This window comes from Macrococcus bovicus, assembly GCF_030376725.1.
GTDB classification, from domain to species: Bacteria; Bacillota; Bacilli; order Staphylococcales; family Staphylococcaceae; genus Macrococcus; species Macrococcus bovicus.
Genome location: NZ_CP128470.1, coordinates 1992086 through 2017659, shown reverse-complemented (window position 1 = coordinate 2017659; position 25574 = coordinate 1992086). Strand labels below are relative to the sequence as shown.

Genomic DNA, 25574 nt, shown 5'->3' with positions numbered 1-25574 from the left:
TGTCTGTTTTTTTATGGGGTAATTATCGTTATAATAGGAGTAATGAACTTTAAATGGAGGTTCCTATGAAATGTATAGTAGGGCTCGGGAACATCGGGCGTAAATTTGATCAGACACGACACAATATAGGATTTATGGTAATAGATGAACTTTGTCAGAAACATGGTATAGAATTAGATAAGCAGAAGTTCAATGGATTATATACCATTGCGACGATTAAAGGAGAAAAAGTACTGCTGATTGAACCGATGACCTATATGAATTTATCGGGAGAAGCTGTACGCCCTTTGATGGATTACTACAAGATCGAGCTAGAAGATATGCTCGTCCTCTATGATGATTTAGACATGCCGCCCGGGCGGCTGAGACTACGACCTAAAGGTTCAGCCGGGGGGCATAACGGCATTCGCTCATTGATCCAGCATCTAGGGACGGATGAATTTAAAAGGATTCGTATCGGCATCGGCAGACCGACGGGACGTATGAAAGTGCCGGATTTTGTGCTGCAGAGGTTTTCTGAGGATGAAATGGCGACAATGAATCGTGTCATCGATCGCACCATTGAGGCATGTGAAACATTTCTGACGGGGGAACGTTTTGAAAATGTCATGAACCAATATAACGGTGATGTGAATTGAAACCGGTTATTTCTACAATAGTGCAGCAGGATGAACGGTTCAAGGAACTGTCAGCCGTCTTCGGGAAGAAGAACCTACTCATCACGGGTCTGAACCCGTCAGCTAAAGCCGTGATGATGGCTGAGCAGTATTTAACTCACGACCGACAAATGATCATTGTCACGAACAATCTCTATCAGGCAGAACGGCTGGAGAATGATCTTGCCCAGCTGGTACCTGTTGATGAGCTATATAAGTATCCCGTGCAGGATATCATGATAGAAGAATTCTCAACGAAGAGCCCGGACCTCATGAGTGAACGAATTCGTACATTGACTCAACTCTCTAATGATGAGAAGGGTCTATTTATCGTGCCGATAAACGGGCTGAAAAAGTTGCTGAGTCCGAAATCATTGTTCAAGGCGCATGTGATGCAGTTTGAAGTGGGAGAAGATATTGAGCTGGATGTCTTGCAGCGGCAGTTAGTCGATATGGGTTACATGAGACGTAATCAGGTGACGACAGTCGGCGAGTTTTCAGTGCGCGGTGGATTGATTGATGTTTTTCCGATGATCGGTCGTCCCGTCAGAATAGAACTTTTTGATACGGAAGTGGATAGCATTCGCTATTTCGATGCGGATACACAGCGTTCTGAAGAGAATATAGACAGCGTGGAACTGACAGCGGCCAGTGAGTTTATTTTCAATGACGAGCAGATTGCAAGTATTAGATCCGGGCTGGCATCTGCGCTGCAGGAAACAGAGAAAAAGCTGTCTAAAGAAGCCAGGGAGGATCTGCGTGATACATATGACAATCTGATTTCTCACTCGGCAGAATTACTTGATCATAATATACTGCGCCGCGCGATTAAATTCGCCTATCAGGATGAGACAACTATCGTAGACTATCTGCAGCCTGACGCACTTGTAGTAGTGGATGAGTTTAATCGGGTGAAAGAAGCAGAAGAAAGTATTTCCAGAGAAATAGAGGAATTTCAGCAGTCATTAATTGAGAGCGGCAGAGGATTTATAGGACAGCGTTTCATTAAAGAGGAAGCCTTTCATCAGCTGCTCAATCACTTCACGACCACGTTCTTTACCCTCTTTACTGCGACGATGCCTATCAAAATTGAAGAGATCGTCAAGTTCTCCTGTAAACCGGTACAACAGTTCTACGGGCAGTATGACCTCATGTTCTCTGAGTTTGATCGCTTCAGAAAACAGAATTACACGATGGTAGTGCTGGCGTCGAATCCAACTCGTAAGAAGAAGATTCAGGACATGCTTCTGGATATGCAGCTGCCAGTTGCAGTAGAACGGGCGGCATCTCCTGGCATCGCCATCATCACGAGCGGTGATCTGTCAGAGGGATTTGAACTGCCTTATATGAAGCTAGCTGTGATCACTGAACGAGAGCTGTTCAAGCTTAGAAAAGAAAAGCCGAGACGTCTGCAGAAGAAGCTCTCGAACGCTGAAAAGATTAAATCTTACCAGGAACTGAATATCGGAGATTATGTCGTCCATATTCATCACGGTGTGGGACGCTATCTAGGTGTTGAGACACTTGAAGTCAATCAAGTGCATAAAGACTATATCAAGATCCAGTATAAAGGCACAGACCAGCTCTTCGTGCCGGTAGACCAGATGTCCTATGTTCAGAAGTTTGTGGGTTCAGAAGATAAAGAGCCGAAATTGAACAAGCTGGGCGGCACAGAGTGGAAGAAAACGAAGGCGCGTGTCCAGAGCAACGTCAATGAGATTGCCGATGAACTGCTTAAGCTGTACCAGGAACGTGAACGTATTCAAGGATATCAGTTTGGCCCGGATACAGAAGAACAGGATACCTTTGAGATGGACTTTCCCTATACACCGACGGAAGATCAGATGCGCTCGCTGGCAGAGATCAAGGAAGACATGGAGAAACCGAAGCCGATGGATCGTCTGCTATGCGGTGATGTCGGTTATGGGAAGACAGAAGTCGCTGTGCGAGCAGCCTTCAAGGCCGTTATGGACGGGAAACAGGTCGCTTTCTTAGTGCCGACGACTATTCTTGCCCAGCAGCACTATGAGACGTTTATCGAACGTATGCAGGACTATGCTGTTGAAATACAGATGATGAGTCGTTTCCGAACAGCGAAGGAGATCAAGGAGACAAAAGAAGGGCTGAAATCAGGTTTTGTGGATATCGTCATCGGTACACATAAACTGCTGAGTAAAGATGTCGTCTACAAGGATCTAGGGCTGTTGATTGTCGATGAAGAACAGCGTTTCGGGGTGACGCATAAAGAAAAAATCAAGGCGCTGAAGACGAATGTCGATGTACTGACCTTAACAGCAACACCGATTCCGAGAACACTTCATATGAGTCTCCTCGGTGTACGCGACTTATCGGTGATTGAGACACCGCCTGAGAACCGCTTTCCGGTCCAGACCTATGTACTTGAGTATCAGCATAACTTTATAAAAGAGGCGCTCGAACGGGAACTTGCCAGAAATGGTCAGGTCTTCTATCTCTATAACCGTGTCGCAACGATTTATCAGAAGGCAGAACAGCTGTCGATGATGATGCCGGATGCGCGGATTGCCGTCGCGCATGGCCAGATGTCGGAGCGCGAGCTGGAAGAGACAATGATCGGCTTCATCAATCATGAATATGATATTCTGGTGACGACAACAATCATTGAGACCGGGGTAGATGTGCCGAACGCCAATACCCTGATCATTGAAGATGCAGACCGCTTTGGCCTCAGTCAGCTCTATCAGCTGCGTGGCCGTGTCGGGCGGAGCAACCGCATCAGTTATGCCTATTTCCTGCATGCCCCAAACAAAGTGCTGACTGAAGTTGCTGAACAGCGTCTACAGGCCATCAAGGAGTTTACAGAGCTCGGCTCAGGTTTCAAGATTGCGATGCGCGATTTGAATATTCGGGGTGCGGGTAATCTTCTGGGACGTCAGCAGAGCGGCTTCATTGATTCTGTAGGCTATGATCTCTATTCAGAGATGCTGCAGCAAGCTGTGAACGAAAAACGGGGCATCGAACCCGCTCAGGAGCGTCCTGATATTGAAGTCGATGTCCAGGTGGATGCCTATATCCCAGCTGAATATATTCGCGAAGAACAGGCTAAAATTGAGTTCTACAAGAAACTGCGTCATATTCAGTCGGAGAAAGAATTGATGGATGTTCAGGATGAAATGACAGACCGCTATGGCGATTATCCGGTTGAAGTCGAGCGTCTGCTTGATATCGTCAAGATTAAGATCAATGCACTTCAGTTCGGTATTACATTGGTGAAAGAAAAGCCGAAGGAAATTGAACTGATGGTGTCCCCAGCCTCTACTGCCAAAGTAAATGGAGAGCAGCTATTCAAAGACACGGAAGCGTTCGGTCGTGACTTGAAAGTCGGCGTCGCTGACGGCCAGATGACCTTGTCCCTGAAAAAAAGGGGGAACTGGCTGCAGTCACTCGTCCAGTTAACTGATATCATGCAAGGAAGTATCATCATCGATGGCGAAGAATAATGTATTTAATTCAGTCATCATTTTAACGGTGACGATGCTCCTGGTGAAGATACTGAGCGCCTTGTACCGCGTACCTTATCAGAATGTACTCGGGGATGCGGGACTGTATGCTTATCAGCAGGTCTATCCTATGGCAGCGATTATAGCGGTGCTCAGCCTGAACGCAGTGCCGAGCGTCATCAGTCAGTTCAACCATGAATATGCGGAGAAAGTTTACCGGCTTCTCAGAATCAGCAGTCTGATGCTGCTGATACTACTGATGATGTTCAGTGGTCTGATCGCACGAATGATGGGGGATGAGAATCTCTCTTTAATGCTGCGGGTGTCTCTTTTGGTATTGCTGCCTTTCAGCTTTGTTGCTGTAGCTCGTGGAGAACTTCAGCGACGTGACGCCATGCAGACTATAGCCATCTCGCAGCTCATTGATCAGTTGATCCGGGTCTCTGTTATTCTGCTGGGCATCTACCTTTATACCACGGGCTTTTCAGTGTATGAAAGTGGTGCTGTCAGTATACTGGGTTCTTTTCTGGGGATCAGCGGTGCCTGGCTATATTTAAGGCGCAAAGAACGAATCAAACCAGCCGGCAGTCTCGATAACAAGCAGCTCAAGCAATTCCTGCTCCTGACGCTTTTTTATGCGCTGAGCTATCTGATCATGATTCTCTGGCAGCTTGTAGATAGTTTCACAGTCCTTAATCTGCTCAAACATGTGGGTTATAGTCTGCATGACAGCAGAGAACTGAAAGGGATCTATGACCGCGGTGCCTCGCTGATTCAGATGGGACTGATTGTCACAACTTCTTTCGCCTTGGTGCTTATTCCCCTGCTGGCTCAAGCCAAGCGTCAGGGACGTCATAAAGAGATGAACGACTATGCGAGTTCCGCACTGAAAATCACGATTGTTTTCAGCAGTGCAGCGAGCATCGGTCTGCTGAATCTGATTAAGCCATTCAATCTCTTTCTGTTCAAAAGTGATACAGAAGCAGGCACCCTCGCTGTCTATATGCTTGCCGTCATCTTTGTATCCCTGATCATCATGTTCACAGCCATGCTGCAGATCACAGAGGACTACCGCGTGCAGGCTCTCGGGGTGGTGTCTGGTCTTATCACCAAAATTGTTCTGAATATCGTCTTGATTATAAACTTTGGTATACTGGGAGCAGCTATCGCAACGGTCAGCGGATTGCTGGTGTATACCATCATACTTTATCGTCAGATTATCTTGCGTTACACGCTAACACTTAAATCCTTTACGGTGCGATGGGTCATGACGTTAACGATGATGTCCCTCGCCCTGCAGCTTATTGTTCAGCTGCCTTTTACAGACCGGCTGAGTGCACTGTTAGTCTCGCTGTCTGGTGTAGCAGCAGGCGTGCTGATAGTAGGATTTGCAATGATTAAATATAAGATTATTTCTGCTGATGAATGGCTTCATCTGCCTTTTGGTGAACGGGTCATCAGATGGATGAAATGAGGAAGATATATGAATAAAATCACAGTGATTGGTCTTGGAAACTACGGACTGGATGAACTGCCCTACGGTATTTATCAGATGCTGACAGCGGGCCGGAAAGTCTATGTCAGAACGCTTAAGCACCCGGTTATAGAGGAGCTGCCTGCGGTGCAGTGGGAGAGCTTTGATTTCATCTACGAAAAGCACGAACAGTTCCCCGCTGTCTATCAGGAAATCGTCGATACACTCTTGCGTGAAGCAGAAGAGACGGAAGTCCTGTATGCTGTGCCGGGACATCCGATGGTCGCTGAATCAACCACTCAGTTGCTGCTGGCGTCAGGGGCGCCGATTGAAGTCAAAGGTGGGAAAAGCTTCATAGATGACTTATTTACCGCAGCCGGTGCGGATCCGAATGATGGCTTTCAGATGCTGGATGCGACAGCATTTGATGCGCGTCACTTAAACATTAGAAATGCACTTGTCGTCACGCAGGTCTATAATCAGATTGTAGCCAGTGATCTGAAGATTACTCTGCTTGAACACTATCCGCCAGAGCATCCAGTCAAAGTGATCACTGCTGCACGGAATCATGAGGCGGAGGTCAGGGAAGTCCCTCTTTACGAACTGGATCATGATTTCAGTGAATCCAATCTGACCAGCCTGTATATGGCGCCCGTTACAGGGAGCGCGCTTTACGGGGAGCTGAATGAGCTGAATAGTGTCATGGCGACATTGATCAGTCCGGACGGCTGTCCATGGGATCAGAAACAGACGCATCAATCATTGAGACGCTACTTGATTGAAGAAAGCTATGAATTAATGGAAGCGATTGATGCAGATGATATCGATCATATGATTGAAGAACTCGGGGATATTCTGCTGCAGGTAGTCTTTCACACTGCTCTTGCGCGGAGAGATGAGTTATTTGATATCAGAGAAGTGATTGAAGCGGTGACCGATAAGATGATTCGACGTCATCCTCACGTCTTTGGGGATGCGGTTGTCAACAACCTCGATGATCTGAGTCAAGTATGGGAACAGGAAAAGAAAAATGAAGGCAAAGAAAAACGTGATATAAAGGTTGAAAAACAGTTCGCTGACCTTTTCATGTCACTTTATGAAAAAGTTCAAGAAGGTGCTTCTCTCGAGGAGGCGCTGCAGGAGGTTAAAGATGAGACTCGATAAATATTTAAAAGTATCACGCTTAATCAAAAGACGGACACTAGCTAAAGAAGTAAGCGATCAAGGCCGTATTACGATCAACGGCAATACGGCAAAAGCATCGTCGGTAGTGGCAGTAGGTGATGAACTTGTCATCAGACTGGGACAGCGGATTGTCACAGTTGAAGTGACAGGTTTGTCTGAACATGCCACGAAAGATAATGCCAAGCAGATGTTCGAAGTGAAAAAAGAAGAAAAAATAACGGCCTCACCAGAATAGGAGGCGGATGAATGGCTCGTAAAGTCAACCAACTTGATAATGCATATACACGTGAAAAACGCATCAAGCTGAAGGCCAGCCGAGTGGTGCGCAAGCGCCTGGCGGTCTTTGGCGGTTTTCTTGTAGCGATACTGCTTTTCCTCTCGGTCATGATGTTCATGCAGATGAACCAGAATAAAGAGCTGGCGAGTGCGTATCAGGAAAAATCAGCTGAACTCAAGAAATTGAAGGATCAGGAAATCGCACTTAAGGAACAGCTGAAGCAATTAAACAGCAAGGAATATATCACAAAGGTCGCACGCAGTGAATATTTCCTGAGCAATGATGGCGAGATTATTTTTAAATTGCCGGAAGAAGATGCGGAAAAATAGCGAGTGAGTTGTTATTTCATGGAATCAGGCATATAATAAAAGGGAAAAAATATCGGGAGGATTTAGCAAATCTATGGCAATTGAAGTCGGAAGTAAGTTAAAAGGTAAAGTAACAGGCATTAAGAATTTCGGTGCATTCGTGGAACTGCCAGAAGGAAAAAGCGGACTTGTACACATCAGTGAAGTAGCGGACAGTTACGTTGAAAATGTAGCAGACCACCTGGAAATGGGACAGGAAGTAGAAGTGAAGGTATTATCTGTCGGTGATGACGGTAAAATCAGTCTGTCAATCAAGAAGGCTAAAGATCGTCCGAAACCACCCGCAGCACCGAAGCAAGAGAAGAAACCTGAGGATTTTGAAAAGAAACTTTCAAACTTCCTGAAAGACAGTGAGGAACGACTTACTTCTGCAAAACGTCAGACAGAGCGTCGCGGTGGCAAAGGCGCAAGACGTTAATAGGATAATTAAAAGATTGTCTCTGATGGGACAGTCTTTTGTTGTTTAAGGAGATGTGAAATGGAAATCAACTGGAAAGAAACAGATAAGGTCGCTGTAGCCGTTTCTGGCGGAGTTGATTCGATGGTATTGCTGGATCAAGTAAGACGTTCCGGACATTATAAGACCTTATCTATTTTACATGTCCATCACGGGTTAAGAGCAGAATCAGATGCCGAAGCGACATTGATTGCAGATTACTGCAGACAGCATGCATTACCTTTTCATATGACGCGTGTACCGGCAGATCATTTTAATGCTGACCGGAGCATACAGAATGAAGCACGTGATATCCGTTATCGTTTTTTTGATGAGATGATGGCAGGGCAGGGCTACGATTGTCTCTTAACTGCTCATCATCGCGATGACCAAGTGGAGACGATACTCTTCAGATTACTGACGGGACGCTACCATCTGCAGCCGCTGGGCATCGGTCGGGTGGATAGAGGATATCCGGTCTACAGGCCGATCCTCAGTGATACGAAAGCATCTTTGTATCGCTATGCCGCCCTGCATCAGGTTCCGTTTATGGAGGACGCATCGAATGAAAAGACAGATTATACGAGGAATGCTATCCGCCATCAGCTGATTCCTGTCATCAATCAGATAGAAGGCCTTTCTGCTGAGCATTTAAATGACTTTGCTGCCTGGCAGAGAGAAGTGCTGGAAATGGTGACGGAGCAGGCGCATCAGGTCTTAACAGTAATGAATGAGCAGCAGCGCTACAGCAGGCCCCTGTTCAATGCTTTAAACCCAGTCGTTAAACGGCAGGTCCTGCTGAGTTTAATCACTGATCATGCAGCAAGTCACACACCCGTGTCGCGTCACTACCTTGATGAGATAATCAGAGTGATAAAGACTGAGAAAGCCCAGGTCAGTTATCCTTTGACGAACCGGTTGCGACTGGAAGTAGCTTATGATCAGCTGTATTTGATTGATTCAGAGGAGAAATTGAATGAGATGATGATTACACAACCTGGAGAATTTGAATTTAACGGCTTTATGATTCAACTAACTGCCCCGATTACTGATATAATCAGAGTAAGGGTTTTTGAACCGGGTGACTTCATCGTTATCAATCAGCAGCATCAGAAACTGAGCCGCATTTTCATCAATGAAAAAATCCCACGTTTTCTGAGAGAACGTCTGCCTGTTATAACGGTCAATGGAGACGTGATTGCAGTCGGAAATCTGAAGAAGAATCATCACCCATTCAACCAGTATCTACAAATTACATTCAAAGGAGCAGAATAATATGCATAATGATATCGGAAGTATTGTATTGACAGAGGAACAAATTCAGGCAGCCTGTGAAAGATTAGGCCAGCAACTGACAGAAGATTACAGACATACAGTCCCGCTGTGTGTAGGTATTTTAAAAGGATCTGTCCTGTTCATGACAGATCTAATCAAAAAAATTGATACACATGTCGAGATTGATTTCATGGATGTATCAAGCTATCACGGTGGTACAGAGTCAACAGGTGAAGTGAAGATCCTGAAAGACTTAAGCACATCTGTTGAAGGTCGCGATGTCATCATTATTGAGGACATTCTGGAAACAGGCACTACGTTAAATGCGATCATTGATCTCTTAAGCTATCGTAAAGCGAACTCAATTGAAATCGTGACATTATTAGATAAACCTTCTCGTCGAAAAGTAGCGATTGAAGCCAAATATGTCGGCGAAAAAATTCCGGATGACTTTGTTGTAGGATACGGACTGGATTACCAGGAAAAATATCGTAACCTGCCCTACATCGGCTTATTAAAAGAAGAAGTTTACAACTGATTTTGATAGTTTGACTATTTTTGATATTTCAAGTGTAATTAGTAGAGAGTTACTATCAAAATATGTTAAAATTTCATCTAGCTTTACAAATAAGTAGGAGGATAATGTGAATGCAAAAAGCCTTGCGTAACGTCTTGATGGTTGCCTTATTCGGCATCGTCATTTTTGGGGTTTTCTCATGGATTAACGGTAATGGCGCCCTGCCAAAACCTATCACATACACTAAATTAATGACTGAACTTGAAAAGGGGAATGTTGAAGAATTAACATTACAACCTGAACAAGGCGTCTATTTAGTCAATGGTAAGTTGAAGGATGCCAAGGACAATGAATCATTTACATCAGTGGTTCTTTATAACAATGAAGCGGACTTAAAGCATATTACCGATATAGCAGAGTCCAATAAAGGAAAAATGGAATTTAATATTAAGCCAGCAGATAAAGATAATGCCTTCTTAGGCTTAATATCAACATTACTGCCTCTTTTATTATTAGCTTTCTTCTTTATTTTCTTTTTATCACAGTCACAAGGTGGCGGCGGCGGTGGCCGTGTGATGAACTTCGGTAAATCTAAAGCAAAACTGTACGACGACAAAAAGAAAAAAGTTCGTTTTACAGACGTTGCAGGTGCAGATGAAGAGAAACAGGAACTGGTTGAGATTGTTGATTTCTTAAAAGACAACCGCAAGTTCAAGAAAATGGGTGCCCGTATTCCTAAAGGGGTTCTGTTAGTCGGGCCTCCAGGTACAGGTAAAACTTTACTTGCACGTGCTGTTGCAGGTGAAGCAGGCGTCCCGTTCTTCTCTATCAGTGGATCTGACTTCGTAGAAATGTTCGTCGGCGTCGGTGCGAGCCGTGTCCGTGACTTATTCGAGAATGCGAAAAAGAATGCACCTTGTATTATTTTCATCGATGAAATTGATGCGGTCGGCCGTCAGCGTGGTGCCGGTGTCGGTGGAGGTCACGATGAACGTGAACAGACACTGAACCAGTTACTGGTTGAAATGGATGGTTTCGGTGAAAATGAAGGTATCATTATGATTGCCGCAACAAACAGACCGGATATTCTGGATCCAGCCTTACTGCGTCCAGGTCGTTTCGACAGACAGATTCAAGTTGGACGTCCAGATGTTAAAGGCCGTGAAGCGGTACTTAAGGTTCATGCGCGCAACAAACCGCTTGATGAAACAGTCGATATTAAAGCGCTTAGTCAGCGTACACCAGGTTTCTCAGGCGCAGATCTGGAAAACTTACTGAATGAAGCGGCGCTTGTGGCAGCTCGTCAAGGTAAAACGAAAATTGACATGCGTGATATCGATGAGGCGACAGACCGCGTAATTGCTGGTCCAGCTAAGAAATCACGTGTCATCTCAGAAAAAGAACGTCATATTGTCGCATGGCATGAAGCGGGTCACACAGTCATCGGTAAAGTACTTGATGAAGCAGAGATGGTCCATAAAGTGACGATCGTGCCTCGAGGCCAGGCCGGTGGGTACGCGATGATGTTACCGAAACAAGATCGCTACTTCATGACAAAACCTGAACTTCTCGATAAGATTGTCGGTTTACTGGGTGGACGTGTCGCAGAAGAGATTACATTCGGTGAAGTATCGACAGGAGCCCATAACGACTTCCAGCGTGCCACAGGTATTGCACGTAAAATGGTGACTGAATATGGTATGAGTGATAAGCTCGGCCCTCTGCAATTCGGTACGAGTGAAGGTGAAGTGTTCTTAGGGCGTGACATGGGCCATGAACCTAACTACTCAGACCAGATTGCCTATGAAATCGATCTTGAAGTACAACGCATCATCAAAGAATCTTATGAGCGTTGTAAGCAGATTTTAACAGAGCACCGTGCTCAGCTTGATTTGATTGCTAAAACATTACTGGTTGAAGAGACATTAGTCGCGAATCAGATCGATAGCTTATTCCATCAAGGAACGCTTCCGGAAGTGAACTATGATGACTCTCATCTTTATCACATCGATGAAAATCGTGTTAAAAACCATACCACGGATGAACGTGTGATAGTGAAAGATGTCGATGCACAGACATCTGAGGATGATAAGGTCGGCTCTTCTTATGAAGAAGTTAAACGTGAACTGGAAAATGGCGGCGAAGTGAGAGACGAAAACGACAACGAGCCAGAACCTAATGTGGATCGTTTAGATAAAGACAAATTTTAAATATCAATCCCTTTCCTCTTCATTGCAAGATGAAAGGGATTTTTTAAAGGAGAATGATTATGACACAGGATTATTTAGTAAGAGCGCTTGCGTTCAATGATGAAGTTCGAGCATTCAGCGTACGTTCAACTCAGACTGTACAAGTTGCACAGGATAAACACTATACATGGCCGACAGCTTCTGCGGCGTTAGGTCGTTCGATGACAGCAGGACTGATGATGGGGTCTATGCTGAAGAATGAAGAAAAACTGACAATCACGATCAACGGAGGCGGCCCGATCGGTCAGATTATCGTCGATGCAAATGGTAAAGGGGAAGTCCGTGGCTACGTAACAAACCCGCAGACCCACTTTGATCTGAATGAGCACGGGAAACTGGATGTGGCACGTGCAGTCGGCACAGCAGGCTCTCTGAATGTCGTTAAAGATATTGGTATGCGTGACTTTTTCACGGGTTCTACACCGATTGTCTCCGGCGAACTTGGCGAAGATTTCACTTATTACTTTGCGACAAGTGAACAGGTGCCTTCTGCAGTAGGTCTAGGTGTTCTTGTCAATCCTGATAACACTATAAAAGCAGCGGGTGGATTTATCATCCAGTTGATGCCGGGTGCATCAGAAGAGACCATCAGTGCCATCGAGCAGCACTTAGCCACAATGGAGCCAGTCTCTAAACTGATAGATAAGGGATTGTCACCTGAACAAGTGCTTGAAGAGGTGCTTGGTGAGGATAATATCCGTATCATTGACCGTATGGATGTCGAATTTAAATGTAACTGCGGCAAGGAGAAGTTCAGTACAGTCATCAAAGGGCTGGGTAATGCAGAAATCGACAATATGATTAAAGAAGATGGCGGCGCAGAAGTCGAATGTCATTTCTGCCGTGAGAAATATTATTTTAGTGTTGAAGAACTGGAAGCATTGAAAGAAGCGTAAAACTACCCAGACCGAATGCAAAATGTTACACTTAATCCGATAACTATACTATGTGTTGAGGTGGAATAAATGAGCAAACGTGTCAATAATATTACTGAGATCATCGGCAATACACCTTTAGTGAAGTTGAACAGAGTGGTTCCTGAAGGCGCAGCAGATATCTATGTGAAACTCGAATATCAGAACCCAGGTTCATCGGTGAAAGATCGCATTGCGCTGGCAATGATTGAAGCAGCAGAAGCAGCCGGACAGCTAAAAGCAGGAGATACAATCATTGAACCGACTTCTGGTAACACGGGAATAGGCCTTGCTATGGTGGCAGCAGCTAAAGGCTACAAAGCTGTCTTAGTGATGCCTGACACAATGAGCCAGGAACGACGTACCTTGCTTCGGGCATACGGAGCTGAGCTTGTGCTCACGCCTGGTGTCGAAGGGATGAAAGGGGCAATCGCCAAAGCGAACGAACTGCAAGAGGCAGAAGGCTATTTTATGCCACAGCAATTTGAGAATATGGCCAATCCAGAAGTGCACAAACGCACGACGGGTCCAGAAATTGTGGCAGCTATGGAAGGGCTGTCTATCGATGCCTTCATCAGCGGGGTAGGAACAGGCGGTACATTGTCAGGCGCCGGTTCAGTTATCAAAGACAATCATCCAAGTGTTGAAATTGTGGCGGTTGAGCCTGTTGATTCTCCGGTCTTAAGCGGCGGCCAGCCAGGCCCTCATAAAATTCAAGGTATCGGTGCAGGTTTTGTACCGAAGACGCTTGATACAGAGATGTATCAGTCAGTGATCCAGGTTGGCAATGACGAAGCGATGGAAATGAGCAGACGGGTCGCACGTGAAGAAGGTATTCTTGGCGGTATCTCGTCTGGGGCAGCGATTCATGCAGCGATCAAGAAGGCACAGGAACTCGGGGCCGGTAAAAACGTTGTAGCGATTCTGCCAAGTAATGGGGAACGTTATTTATCTACACCGCTCTATGCTGAGTATCATTAATTATTGAATTTCGGACTATCTTCTATAAGATAGTCCGCTTTATTTGTTATAATTGATGCATTATGGAGGGTGAGACGATGACTTTAATAATGGGAATATTGAATGTGACACCTGATTCTTTCTCGGACGGCGGACAATATAACAGTGTGGAAAAAGCAGTGATGCGTGTCGAGGAAATGATAGCAGAGGGCGTGGATATTGTCGACATAGGGGGCATCTCAACAAGACCAGGCTTTGAGGAGATTTCAGTAGAAGAAGAGCTGGACCGTGTCGTAGAAGTGGTCAAGGCGATCCGGCCTTATGACGTGCTGATTTCAGTCGATACTTACAGAAGTGAAGTCGCAGAAGCGGTTCTTAAAGAAGGTGCAGATTTTATCAATGATCAGTGGGCCGGAAAATATGATCCCGCTATCTTTGATGTGGTCGCCCAGTATGATGCAGGTATTTTCCTGATGCATAATGCAGAACAGCTCGTTGAAACAGATGATATCATGGAAACGATCATTGACGATTTAATGCTGCAAGTCGATCTGGCATTAGATGCAGGTATCAAAGAAGATAACATCTGGCTTGATCCCGGCATCGGCTTTGCTAAGACAAGACAGCAGGAAATCGAAACGATGCGCCGGCTTGATGAACTGTGCAGCCTGGGTTATAAAGTGCTGCTCGCTACGAGCCGTAAACGGATGGTGAAAGAGCTGCTGGATGACGGGCTGCCTGCTCATCAACGGGATGAAGGAACCGCAGCGACAACAGCATGGGGCATCATGCAGGGTGTTGAGGCAGTCCGCGTGCATAATGTGGCGATGAACGAGAAAGTTGCCAGAGTGACAGATAGACTGCGAGGTATCTATAATGGATAAGATATTCCTGAATGGGATGAAGTTTTATAGTTATCATGGTGTTTTTGATGAAGAGAATAAGCTGGGGCAGATCTTCATTGTCGATGCCGTTCTTTCCCTCGATCTGCAGGAAGCAGGGGCAACAGATGATCTTGAGACCACCATCAATTACGGAGAAGTATTTCATCTGATTGAAAAAGAAATGCAGACACCTTCTAAACTTCTTGAACATGTCGCAGAAAGAATAGTCCGCACACTTTTCAGACAGTATGACCGTCTGGAAGAGGCGACCATTAAGATTACAAAACAGAATCCTCCGATTGCAGGTCATTATGACGGAGTCGGTGTTGAAATCCATCGTGTGAGGTAGTATAATGTCTACTATTTACTTGAGTCTTGGCAGCAATATCGGAGACCGGAGACAACAGCTGACTGATGCTGTCCGTCTGCTCCGCGAACAAGCACAGGTTAAAAAAGTATCATCGGTATATGAAACTGCGCCGGTCGGTGGGGTTGAACAAGATGATTTTTATAATATTTGTGTAGAACTGGAAAGTGACCAGACGCCGGAGGAAGTGCTGGGGATGTGTCAATCAATCGAGAGGCAGCTGAACCGTGTAAGAAAAATACACTGGGGGCCGCGAACGATTGATCTGGATATTCTGATGATTGATGACGATATCATTGAGACAGAAGACTTGAAAGTTCCGCACCCTTATATGCTGGAACGGAGTTTCGTGCTGATTCCCTTGGCAGAGATAGCACCGGAAGCGGTCCATCCTAAAACAAAAAAACTAATTAAAGAACTTGTCCAGGAAGATAAAGAAGTAAGGAAAACAGAAGTGAGGCTATAATATGTGGAAAATAGGCGATATAGAAATTAATAATAAAGTGGTGCTCGCTCCGATGGCGGGTGTCTGTAATGCGGCATTCCGCCTGACAGTGAAAGAATTCGGTGCAGGACTTGTCTGTGCGGAAATGGTCAGCGATAAAGCGATTCTATTCAATAACGAGAAGACGATGAAAATGCTCTACATCGATGAGAATGAACGCCCGTTATCGCTGCAGATCTTTGGGGGCGAGAAGGAAACCCTGGTAGAAGCGGCGAAATATGTGGACCAGAATACGACAGCAGATATCATTGACATCAACATGGGCTGTCCTGTCTCCAAGATCATCAAGTGTGAGGCTGGTGCACGCTGGTTACTGGATCCGCCTAAAATCTATGAGATGGTTTCAGCTGTCGTAGAGGCCGTCAATAAACCGGTGACAGTGAAGATGCGGATCGGCTGGGATGATGACCATATCTATGCGGTTGAAAATGCTAAAATGATAGAAAAAGCTGGAGCGGCAGCAATAGCGGTCCATGGCCGCACCCGCGTTCAGATGTATGAAGGTCATGCGGACTGGAGTGTGATCAAGCAGGTTAAGGAAGCGGTATCGATTCCTGTCATTGGCAACGGGGATGTCACATCACCTGAAAAAGCCAAGCAGATGCTGGAGGAGACAGGGGTGGATGCAGTGATGATCGGGCGTGAAGCGTTAGGTAATCCGTGGATGATCTACCGGACGGTCCATTATCTCGAAACAGGTGAATTGAAACCAGAACCTTCTATCTCGGAGAAGATGGATGTTGCTGTGCTGCATCTAGACCGTCTGATCCACCTGAAAGGTGAGAAAGTTGCTGTGATGGAGATGCGTAAACATGCATCCTGGTATTTAAAAGGAATTAAAGGCAACGGTAAAGCGCGTAAACTGATTAACGCGGCCGAGACACGCGATGAATTAGTTGATATACTAAGAACATTCGAACAACAAGTGCTAGAAGAAACTAAAGTAGCAGAAGGAGTGTCATAATGACTGAAGAATTAAACGACCAGATGCTGGTGCGTCGCCAGAAAATGCAGGATCTCATGGATTTAGGTATTGATCCATTCGGACAGAAATTTGAACGGACAGGAAATGCGGTCAGTCTGACTGAAGCATGGGATGCATTCTCAAAAGAGGAGCTCCATGACAAAGAAGAAGAATCAAAAGTAGCGATTGCCGGTCGTATCATGACTAAGCGTGGTAAAGGTAAAGCGGGATTCGCGCATATTAAAGATCTCTCGGGCCAGATTCAGATTTATGTCCGTAAGGATGCAGTAGGAGATGAGCAGTTTGAACTGTGGAACAACGCAGACTTAGGAGATATTGTCGGAATCGAAGGAGTTATGTTCAAAACGAATACAGGCGAACTGTCTGTTAAAGCACAAAACTTCACGATGCTGTCTAAGGCTTTGCGTCCACTGCCGGATAAATTCCATGGCCTGCAGGATGTGGAACAACGTTATCGTCAACGTTATCTGGACTTAATTACAAGCGACGAATCTACCCAGACATTCATTACACGCAGTCGTATCATACAAGAGATGCGTAATTATCTGAATCAGAAAGGCTTCCTCGAAGTGGAGACACCGATGATGCATGCCATCGCCGGTGGAGCAGCCGCACGGCCTTTCGTGACGCACCATAATGCCTTAGATATGACGCTTTATATGCGTATTGCAATTGAGCTCCATCTGAAGCGCCTGATTGTCGGTGGACTGGAGAAAGTCTATGAAATCGGTCGTGTTTTCCGTAATGAAGGGGTCTCTACTCGTCATAATCCAGAGTTCACAATGATCGAACTATATGAAGCATATGCCGATTACAATGACATCATGGACCTGACAGAAGAACTGATCGCTTATCTTGCAGAGAAAGTGACAGGTTCAACGACTGTTTCTTACGGTGGAGAGGAAATCAACCTTGCACCGAAATGGCGGAGATGGCATATGGTGGATGCGGTTAAAGAATATACAGGTGTCGACTTCTATGAGGTGAAATCTGATGAAGAAGCACATCAATTAGCGAAAGAGCATGGCATTGAAGTGAAGCCGAACATGAAATATGGTCATATTCTGAATGAGTTCTTCGAGCAGAAAGTAGAAGAGGAACTGGTTCAGCCTACCTTCATTTATGGTCATCCTGTAGAAATCTCGCCACTCGCAAAACAGAACAAAGAAGATAAACGCTTTACGGATCGTTTCGAGCTGTTCATTGTACGTCGTGAGCATGCCAACGCCTTTACAGAGCTTAATGACCCTGTTGATCAACGTCAGCGTTTTGAAGCTCAGATGGTGGAGAAAGAAGAAGGTAACGACGAAGCACATGAAATGGATCACGATTTCATTGAGGCACTTGAATACGGCATGCCGCCTACAGGTGGACTGGGCATCGGCATCGATCGTTTAGTCATGCTGCTTACAGACTCAGCGTCTATCCGTGACGTCCTGCTGTTCCCTTACATGAGACAGAAATAGTCTATTTCATCACTGCCGCATCTGCGGCAGTATTTTTTTTGAAAAAAGTAGAAGAATGTGTTGACTTTAGTTTTGAAATTATGTAATATAAAAAAGTCGCTTGAGACAGGAAATTAAAGCTTGTAAAGACAAAATTAATTTTGTTAAAACGGTGTAAAATTTACTGTTGATTTAGTGAGAAAAAGCAAGTATAATTCATTAAGTACTGAATTTTGCCTGGTGACGATGGCAGAGAGGTCACACCTGTTCCCATACCGAACACAGAAGTTAAGCTCTCTAGCGCCGATGGTAGTTGGACTTACGTTCCGCGAGAGTAGGACGTTGCCGGACAGGATTCATCTGGAGGATTAGCTCAGCTGGGAGAGCATCTGCCTTACAAGCAGAGGGTCGGCGGTTCGATCCCGTCATCCTCCACCATTTCTATTATGCCGGAATAGCTCAACTGGTAGAGCAACTGACTTGTAATCAGTAGGTTGAGGGTTCAAGTCCTTTTTCCGGCACCATGTTAGAGCCATTAGCTCAGTTGGTAGAGCATTTGACTTTTAATCAAAGGGTCAGAGGTTCGAATCCTCTATGGCTCACCATTCATGATTTTGCGGAAGTAGTTCAGTGGTAGAATACAACCTTGCCAAGGTTGGGGTCGCGGGTTCGAATCCCGTCTTCCGCTCCATTATTTCTTACAACAATCCATTCATATAAATTGCCGGGGTGGCGGAACTGGCAGACGCACAGGACTTAAAATCCTGCGGTAAGTGATTACCGTACCGGTTCGATTCCGGTCCTCGGCACCATTCAAATATTCAGCGCCCGTAGCTCAATTGGATAGAGCGTTTGACTACGGATCAAAAGGTTAGGGGTTCGACTCCTCTCGGGCGCGCCATTTATAGCTACGGGAAGTAGCTCAGCTTGGTAGAGCACTTGGTTTGGGACCAAGGGGTCGCAGGTTCGAATCCTGTCTTCCCGACTTACTAAATATATGGGGGCTTAGCTCAGCTGGGAGAGCGCCTGCTTTGCACGCAGGAGGTCAGCGGTTCGATCCCGCTAGTCTCCACCATTTATTTAAATGAACATTGAAAACTGAATGACAATATGTCAACGTTAATTCCAAATAAGACTGCGATTTTAATCGCTAGTCGCATTTGCAAACTCGCGTAGCCGAGTTTGTACAATGTTAAAGAGTGATTGGCTTAACCAATCAGAGAGCTTTATCAAACACTTTTATGGAGAGTTTGATCCTGGCTCAGGATGAACGCTGGCGGCGTGCCTAATACATGCAAGTCGAGCGGACAGACGAGGTGCTTGCACCTCTGAAGTCAGCGGCGGACGGGTGAGTAACACGTGGGTAACCTACCTGTAAGACTGGGATAACTTCGGGAAACCGGAGCTAATACCGGATAATATTTTCCACCTCATGGTGGAATAGTGAAAGACGGTTTTGCTGTCACTTACAGATGGACCCGCGGCGCATTAGCTAGTTGGTGAGGTAACGGCTCACCAAGGCGACGATGCGTAGCCGACCTGAGAGGGTGATCGGCCACACTGGGACTGAGACACGGCCCAGACTCCTACGGGAGGCAGCAGTAGGGAATCTTCCGCAATGGACGAAAGTCTGACGGAGCAACGCCGCGTGAGTGAAGAAGGTCTTCGGATCGTAAAACTCTGTTGTAAGGGAAGAACAAGTACGTTAGTAACTGAACGTACCTTGACGGTACCTTACCAGAAAGCCACGGCTAACTACGTGCCAGCAGCCGCGGTAATACGTAGGTGGCAAGCGTTATCCGGAATTATTGGGCGTAAAGCGCGCGTAGGCGGTTTCTTAAGTCTGATGTGAAAGCCCCCGGCTCAACCGGGGAGGGTCATTGGAAACTGGGAGACTTGAGTGCAGAAGAGGAGAGTGGAATTCCATGTGTAGCGGTGAAATGCGCAGAGATATGGAGGAACACCAGTGGCGAAGGCGGCTCTCTGGTCTGTAACTGACGCTGAGGTGCGAAAGCGTGGGGATCAAACAGGATTAGATACCCTGGTAGTCCACGCCGTAAACGATGAGTGCTAAGTGTTGGGGGGTTTCCGCCCCTCAGTGCTGCAGCTAACGCATTAAGCACTCCGCCTGGGGAGTACGGTCGCAAGACTGAAACTCAAAGGAATTGACGGGGACCCGCACAAGCGGTGGAGCATGTGGTTTAATTCGAAGCAACGCGAAGAACCTTACCAAATCTTGACATCCTCTGACAACTCTGGAGACAGAGCGTTCCCCTTCGGGGGACAGAGTGACAGGTGGTGCATGGTTGTCGTCAGCTCGTGTCGTGAGATGTTGGGTTAAGTCCCGCAACGAGCGCAACCCTTATCTTTAGTTGCCATCATTCAGTTGGGCACTCTAGAGAGACTGCCGGTGACAAACCGGAGGAAGGTGGGGATGACGTCAAATCATCATGCCCCTTATGATTTGGGCTACACACGTGCTACAATGGATGGTACAAAGGGCAGCAAAACCGCGAGGTCAAGCAAATCCCATAAAACCATTCTCAGTTCGGATTGTAGTCTGCAACTCGACTACATGAAGCTGGAATCGCTAGTAATCGTAGATCAGCATGCTACGGTGAATACGTTCCCGGGTCTTGTACACACCGCCCGTCACACCACGAGAGTTTGTAACACCCGAAGCCGGTGGAGTAACCTTTACAGGAGCTAGCCGTCGAAGGTGGGACAGATGATTGGGGTGAAGTCGTAACAAGGTAGCCGTATCGGAAGGTGCGGCTGGATCACCTCCTTTCTAAGGATAATACGGAAAAGGAATCTTAATTCCTTCGGAATAGCGTCTGACATATTGTATTCAGTTTTGAATGTTCATTCATTCAAATGGGCCTATAGCTCAGCTGGTTAGAGCGCACGCCTGATAAGCGTGAGGTCGATGGTTCGAGTCCATTTAGGCCCACCATTTAAAAAATTGTACTTTGAAAACTAGATAAAGCAAGAAGAAAAAGATTTTACCAAGCAAAACCGAGTGAGTTCATTGATTGAATTCTCAAAAAAATCGCGCGTCTGTATTCATACAGACATCACATTATTAATAACAGATTAAGTTATTAAGGGCGCACGGTGGATGCCTTGGCACTAGAAGCCGAAGAAGGACGTTACTAACGACGATATGCTCTGGGGAGCTGTAAGTAAGCACTGATCCAGAGATTTCCGAATGGGGAAACCCAGCATGAGTCATGTCATGCTATCCATATGTGAATACATAGCATATGAGAAGGCACACCCGGAGAACTGAAACATCTAAGTACCCGGAGGAAGAGAAAGAAAACTCGATTCCCTGAGTAGCGGCGAGCGAAACGGGAAGAGCCCAAACCAGGATGCTTGCATCCTGGGGTTGTAGGACACTCTATACGGAGTTACAAAGGAACGATTTAGACGAATGACTTTGGAAAAGTCAACCAGAGAAGGTAAAGGTCCTGTAGTCGAAAAGTCGTTCCCTCCTGAGTGGATCCTGAGTACGGCGGAACACGTGGAATTCCGTCGGAATCCGGGAGGACCATCTCCCAAGGCTAAATACTCTCTAGTGACCGATAGTGAACCAGTACCGTGAGGGAAAGGTGAAAAGCACCCCGGAAGGGGAGTGAAATAGAACCTGAAACCGTGTGCTTACAAGTAGTCAGAGCCCGTTAATGGGTGATGGCGTGCCTTTTGTAGAATGATCCGGCGAGTTACGTTTTGATGCAAGGTTAAGCAGTGGATGCGGAGCCGCAGCGAAAGCGAGTCTGAACAGGGCGAATGAGTATCAGGACGTAGACCCGAAACCAGGTGATCTACCCATGTCCAGGTTGAAGTTCAGGTAACACTGAATGGAGGACCGAACCGACTTACGTTGAAAAGTGAGCGGATGAGGTGTGGGTAGCGGAGAAATTCCAATCGAACCTGGAGATAGCTGGTTCTCTCCGAAATAGCTTTAGGGCTAGCCTCGCATGATGATTACTGGAGGTAGAGCACTGTTTGGACTAGGGGCCCCCCTCGGGTTACCGAATTCAGACAAACTCCGAATGCCAGATAATTTAGTGCGGGAGTCAGACTGCGGGTGATAAGGTCCGTAGTCGAGAGGGAAACAGCCCAGACCACCAGCTAAGGTCCCAAAATATATGTTAAGTGGAAAAGGATGTGGCGTTGCCCAGACAACTAGGATGTTGGCTTAGAAGCAGCCATCATTTAAAGAGTGCGTAATAGCTCACTAGTCGAGTGACGCTGCGCCGAAAATGTACCGGGGCTAAACATATTACCGAAGCTGTGGATTGTCCTTAGGACAATGGTAGGAGAGCGTTCCAAGGGCGTCGAAGCATGACCGTAAGGACATGTGGAGCGCTTGGAAGTGAGAATGCCGGAGTGAGTAGCGAAAGACGGGTGAGAATCCCGTCCACCGATTGACTAAGGTTTCCAGAGGAAGGCTCGTCCGCTCTGGGTTAGTCGGGACCTAAGCCGAGGCCGACAGGCGTAGGCGATGGATAACAGGTAGATATTCCTGTACCACCTGAGATTGTTTGAACGATGGGGGGACGCAGAAGGATAGGCGATCGTACTGTTGGTTATGTACGTGCAAGCATTGAGACTGAGTATCAGGCAAATCCGGTACTCTTAAGGTCAGGATGTGATGCGGAGCGAAATTAAGTAGCGAAGTCGTCGATTTCACACTGCCAAGAAAAGCCTCTAGTTAGAGATCAGGTGCCCGTACCGCAAACCGACACAGGTAGTCAAGATGAGAATTCTAAGGTGAGCGAGCGAACTCTCGTTAAGGAACTCGGCAAAATGACCCCGTAACTTCGGGAGAAGGGGTGCTTTTTAGGGTGCAAGCCCTGAAGAGCCGCAGTGAATAGGCCCAAGCGACTGTTTATCAAAAACACAGGTCTCTGCAAAACCGTAAGGTGACGTATAGGGGCTGACGCCTGCCCGGTGCTGGAAGGTTAAAAGGAGTGGTTAGCATCTGCGAAGCTACGAATTGAAGCCCCAGTAAACGGCGGCCGTAACTATAACGGTCCTAAGGTAGCGAAATTCCTTGTCGGGTAAGTTCCGACCCGCACGAAAGGCGTAACGATTTGGGCACTGTCTCAACGAGAGACTCGGTGAAATCATAGTACCTGTGAAGATGCAGGTTACCCGCGACAGGACGGAAAGACCCCGTGGAGCTTTACTGCAGCCTGATATTGAAATTCGGCACAGCTTGTACAGGATAGGTAGGAGCCTTTGAAGCGTGAGCGTCAGCTTACGTGGAGGCGCTGGTGGGATACTACCCTGGCTGTGTTGACTTTCTAACCCGCGCCACTTATCGTGGCGGGAGACAGTGTCAGGCGGGCAGTTTGACTGGGGCGGTCGCCTCCTAAAGAGTAACGGAGGCGCTCAAAGGTTCCCTCAGAATGGTTGGAAATCATTCGCAGAGTGTAAAGGCACAAGGGAGCTTGACTGCGAGACCTACAAGTCGAGCAGGGTCGAAAGACGGACTTAGTGATCCGGTGGTTCCGCATGGAAGGGCCATCGCTCAACGGATAAAAGCTACCCCGGGGATAACAGGCTTATCTCCCCCAAGAGTTCACATCGACGGGGAGGTTTGGCACCTCGATGTCGGCTCATCGCATCCTGGGGCTGTAGTCGGTCCCAAGGGTTGGGCTGTTCGCCCATTAAAGCGGTACGCGAGCTGGGTTCAGAACGTCGTGAGACAGTTCGGTCCCTATCCGTCGTGGGCGTAGGAAATTTGAGAGGAGCTGTCCTTAGTACGAGAGGACCGGGATGGACATACCTCTGGTGTACCAGTTGTCGCGCCAGCGGCATAGCTGGGTAGCTATGTATGGACGGGATAAGTGCTGAAAGCATCTAAGCATGAAGCCCCCCTCAAGATGAGATTTCCCAACTTCGGTTATAAGATCCCTCAAAGATGATGAGGTCAATAGGTTCGAGGTGGAAGCGCAGTAATGTGTGGAGCTGACGAATACTAATCGATCGAAGACTTAATCAATTATCAGATTTTTTGGCCGGCTTTGCCTGGTTTCTTCTTCCTTGCTTATCTAGTTTTGAGAGTACAATATTCTCACCCTGTCTGGTGATGATGGCAGAGAGGTCACACCTGTTCCCATACCGAACACAGAAGTTAAGCTCTCTAGCGCCGATGGTAGTTGGACTTACGTTCCGCGAGAGTAGGACGTTGCCGGGCAAATAGAAAGAGACCTGTCAGGTCTCTTTTTTTTGTATTAATTTATGCATTAGATTCTTTATATCAGTTCTAATGGAACTGTCTTCCAATCCACCGTAACCTAAAATAAGCTGGTGTTCATATATTTGCTGATTCTGTTCAGCATAGTCGCTGATTAAGCTCACTTCAATATCATCAGGTTTGATGAGAGGGTAATGGAAGTTAATCACACAGTGCATCCCTGCTTGTTCCCCGCTGATTGTTATGTCCTCCTGAAATGGTTTAAGCGCTGCTAAAACAGCATCCAGTTTTTTCTTATAAACTTTTCTTGTCCTATTGATATTGCGTTCAAATTCGCCTGACTGCATGAAACGAGTGATGATATATTGGATGTGTCTAGGCACTGTAATATTAGGTTTGTGTCTGAGTTCATGATATCTCCTGAGCAGGGGTTCAGGGAGTACAAGATAAGCCACACGAATACTAGGGTAAATTGATTTTGAAAATGTACTCATATAGATGACTTTCTGATGTGTATCGAGTCCTTGCAGTGCTTTCAGCGGTTGGCCCCTATATCTGAATTCACTGTCATAGTCATCTTCTATAATATATCTGTCTTGTGTCATAGCCCATTTCAGTAGTTCTGTCCTTCTTCTGGCTGACAGTACGGCACCTGTTGGAAACTGGTGACTGGGTGTTACATGGACCACATCGGTTATTGGATGCAGTGCCTCGACTACGATACCCTCAGCATCCACTTTAACAGGTAAGAAGGGTCTGTTCTCGTATTTCAGCACTTTACGGATGAGAGGATAACCGGGATCTTCGACTTGATATGTGGCTTCCGGCAGTAAACGTGTCACAAGCGTAAATAATTGTTCAGTTGAACTCCCGATAATAATCTGCTCATTCTGGCAGTTGACGCCTCGCGAGTGGTAAAGATAACGTCGTATTTGCTCTCTTAATGCATATTCACCTTGAGGATGTCCCCGGTCCAGCAGTTCATTCATCTCGACTTCAAAGGCTTCTTTAGCGTATTTTCTGAAAAGATGATGAGGGAAATCAGAGTGATGACTGTCTTCTATTTTAAATGAAGGTCGCGCCATCTTCTTTTCAGGTGGCTGCTCTGCTATTTTATTCTCTGGTGCACTATTCAGGGTTTCGATCATCTCCACAAAATAACCTACTTTTGGCTTCGAATAAATAAATCCTTCATCGAGCAGCTGCTGATAGGCGATTTCTATGGTTGTCCCGCTTAAGTTGAGATGCTGACTTAACTTACGCTTCGATGGCAGCTTATCATTCTGTATCAGTTTGCCTGAGAGAATATCCTGTTTAATAAACTGATAGAGCTGCTGATAAAGAAAAGTATCTTCTGTAAATTTATAGGTAAGCATTTCCATATGAT

The 25574-nt window shown here is 46.3% G+C and carries 18 protein-coding genes, 9 tRNA genes and 4 rRNA genes; 30 read left to right on the top strand and 1 reads right to left on the bottom strand.

Annotated features, from left to right (window positions below; translation table 11 throughout):
• The first annotated feature begins 65 nt into the window (after positions 1-65).
• From pth to rrf (QSV55_RS10860), 30 genes are all read left to right on the top strand, one after another.
• Positions 66-638: an aminoacyl-tRNA hydrolase gene (pth, locus tag QSV55_RS11005; RefSeq protein WP_289650197.1), complete on the top strand. Its 573-nt coding sequence runs from the start codon at positions 66-68 to the stop codon at positions 636-638.
• On the top strand, positions 635-4135 hold the full coding sequence (mfd, locus tag QSV55_RS11000; protein WP_289650195.1) for a transcription-repair coupling factor: 3501 nt from the start codon (positions 635-637) through the stop codon (positions 4133-4135). The genes pth and mfd overlap by 4 nt, the downstream gene beginning before the upstream one ends.
• Positions 4122-5609 (top strand): oligosaccharide flippase family protein, encoded by a 1488-nt coding sequence (locus QSV55_RS10995; protein ID WP_289650194.1) that lies wholly within the window; start codon positions 4122-4124, stop codon positions 5607-5609. The genes mfd and QSV55_RS10995 overlap by 14 nt, the downstream gene beginning before the upstream one ends.
• Before the next feature lie 9 nt (positions 5610-5618).
• The gene (locus QSV55_RS10990) at positions 5619-6773 is read left to right on the top strand and encodes a MazG family protein (protein ID WP_289650193.1); all 1155 of its coding nucleotides are present in this window, start codon (positions 5619-5621) and stop codon (positions 6771-6773) included.
• Entirely contained in the window at positions 6760-7029 is a 270-nt protein-coding gene (locus QSV55_RS10985) for an RNA-binding S4 domain-containing protein (RefSeq protein ID WP_289650192.1), read from the top strand. The genes QSV55_RS10990 and QSV55_RS10985 overlap by 14 nt, the downstream gene beginning before the upstream one ends.
• Before the next feature lie 11 nt (positions 7030-7040).
• Positions 7041-7400, top strand: a complete 360-nt coding sequence (locus tag QSV55_RS10980) for an FtsB family cell division protein (RefSeq protein ID WP_289650191.1) — start codon at positions 7041-7043, stop codon at positions 7398-7400.
• A gap of 73 nt (positions 7401-7473) precedes the next feature.
• Positions 7474-7857 carry a S1 domain-containing RNA-binding protein gene (locus QSV55_RS10975; protein WP_133432602.1) on the top strand — a complete coding sequence of 128 codons (384 nt, stop codon included), beginning with the start codon at positions 7474-7476 and terminating at the stop codon, positions 7855-7857.
• A 60-nt stretch (positions 7858-7917) separates the two neighbouring features.
• On the top strand, positions 7918-9150 hold the full coding sequence (gene tilS, locus QSV55_RS10970) for a tRNA lysidine(34) synthetase TilS (protein WP_289650190.1): 1233 nt from the start codon (positions 7918-7920) through the stop codon (positions 9148-9150).
• 1 nt (position 9151) lies between these two features.
• Positions 9152-9688 carry a hypoxanthine phosphoribosyltransferase gene (gene hpt / locus QSV55_RS10965; protein ID WP_133452619.1) on the top strand — a complete coding sequence of 179 codons (537 nt, stop codon included), beginning with the start codon at positions 9152-9154 and terminating at the stop codon, positions 9686-9688.
• A gap of 110 nt (positions 9689-9798) precedes the next feature.
• Positions 9799-11877 carry an ATP-dependent zinc metalloprotease FtsH gene (gene ftsH / locus QSV55_RS10960; RefSeq protein ID WP_289650189.1) on the top strand — a complete coding sequence of 693 codons (2079 nt, stop codon included), beginning with the start codon at positions 9799-9801 and terminating at the stop codon, positions 11875-11877.
• 59 nt (positions 11878-11936) lie between these two features.
• Entirely contained in the window at positions 11937-12812 is an 876-nt protein-coding gene (gene hslO, locus QSV55_RS10955; protein ID WP_289650188.1) for an Hsp33 family molecular chaperone HslO, read from the top strand.
• A 69-nt stretch (positions 12813-12881) separates the two neighbouring features.
• Complete coding sequence (cysK, locus tag QSV55_RS10950; RefSeq protein WP_289650187.1) at positions 12882-13811, top strand: cysteine synthase A; 930 nt, start codon at positions 12882-12884, stop codon at positions 13809-13811.
• A 77-nt stretch (positions 13812-13888) separates the two neighbouring features.
• Positions 13889-14674, top strand: coding sequence for a dihydropteroate synthase (gene folP, locus QSV55_RS10945; protein WP_289650186.1), 786 nt, complete (start codon positions 13889-13891; stop codon positions 14672-14674).
• The gene (gene folB / locus QSV55_RS10940; RefSeq protein WP_133452614.1) at positions 14664-15023 is read left to right on the top strand and encodes a dihydroneopterin aldolase; all 360 of its coding nucleotides are present in this window, start codon (positions 14664-14666) and stop codon (positions 15021-15023) included. Before folP ends, folB begins: the two co-directional genes overlap by 11 nt.
• Before the next feature lie 4 nt (positions 15024-15027).
• The gene (gene folK, locus QSV55_RS10935) at positions 15028-15507 is read left to right on the top strand and encodes a 2-amino-4-hydroxy-6-hydroxymethyldihydropteridine diphosphokinase (protein WP_289650185.1); all 480 of its coding nucleotides are present in this window, start codon (positions 15028-15030) and stop codon (positions 15505-15507) included.
• A 1-nt stretch (position 15508) separates the two neighbouring features.
• Entirely contained in the window at positions 15509-16510 is a 1002-nt protein-coding gene (dusB, locus tag QSV55_RS10930) for a tRNA dihydrouridine synthase DusB (RefSeq protein WP_133452612.1), read from the top strand.
• On the top strand, positions 16510-17997 hold the full coding sequence (lysS, locus tag QSV55_RS10925; RefSeq protein ID WP_289650184.1) for a lysine--tRNA ligase: 1488 nt from the start codon (positions 16510-16512) through the stop codon (positions 17995-17997). Before dusB ends, lysS begins: the two co-directional genes overlap by 1 nt.
• A gap of 215 nt (positions 17998-18212) precedes the next feature.
• Positions 18213-18327, top strand: a 5S ribosomal RNA gene (gene rrf / locus QSV55_RS10920).
• Positions 18328-18338: 11 nt separating this feature from the next.
• Positions 18339-18414, top strand: a tRNA-Val gene (locus QSV55_RS10915).
• Positions 18415-18424: 10 nt separating this feature from the next.
• A tRNA-Thr gene (locus QSV55_RS10910) sits at positions 18425-18500 on the top strand.
• Positions 18501-18505: 5 nt separating this feature from the next.
• Positions 18506-18581, top strand: a tRNA-Lys gene (locus QSV55_RS10905).
• An 11-nt stretch (positions 18582-18592) separates the two neighbouring features.
• Positions 18593-18667, top strand: a tRNA-Gly gene (locus tag QSV55_RS10900).
• A gap of 32 nt (positions 18668-18699) precedes the next feature.
• Positions 18700-18788, top strand: a tRNA-Leu gene (locus QSV55_RS10895).
• Positions 18789-18800: 12 nt separating this feature from the next.
• Positions 18801-18877, top strand: a tRNA-Arg gene (locus QSV55_RS10890).
• Positions 18878-18887: 10 nt separating this feature from the next.
• Positions 18888-18961 (top strand) — tRNA-Pro (locus QSV55_RS10885).
• Positions 18962-18975: 14 nt separating this feature from the next.
• A tRNA-Ala gene (locus QSV55_RS10880) sits at positions 18976-19051 on the top strand.
• A 163-nt stretch (positions 19052-19214) separates the two neighbouring features.
• A 16S ribosomal RNA gene (locus tag QSV55_RS10875) occupies positions 19215-20767 on the top strand.
• 88 nt (positions 20768-20855) lie between these two features.
• A tRNA-Ile gene (locus QSV55_RS10870) sits at positions 20856-20932 on the top strand.
• Positions 20933-21070: 138 nt separating this feature from the next.
• Positions 21071-23992: ribosomal RNA gene (locus QSV55_RS10865) — 23S ribosomal RNA — on the top strand.
• A gap of 80 nt (positions 23993-24072) precedes the next feature.
• Positions 24073-24187: ribosomal RNA gene (rrf, locus tag QSV55_RS10860) — 5S ribosomal RNA — on the top strand.
• The 16S, 23S and 5S rRNA genes sit together here with 9 tRNA genes alongside, the layout of an rRNA operon.
• Positions 24188-24204: 17 nt before the next feature.
• Here the strand turns inward: rrf (QSV55_RS10860) and pdxR are convergent.
• Positions 24205-25569 (bottom strand): MocR-like pyridoxine biosynthesis transcription factor PdxR, encoded by a 1365-nt coding sequence (gene pdxR, locus QSV55_RS10855; protein ID WP_289650183.1) that lies wholly within the window; start codon positions 25567-25569, stop codon positions 24205-24207.
• Positions 25570-25574 lie beyond the last annotated feature (5 nt).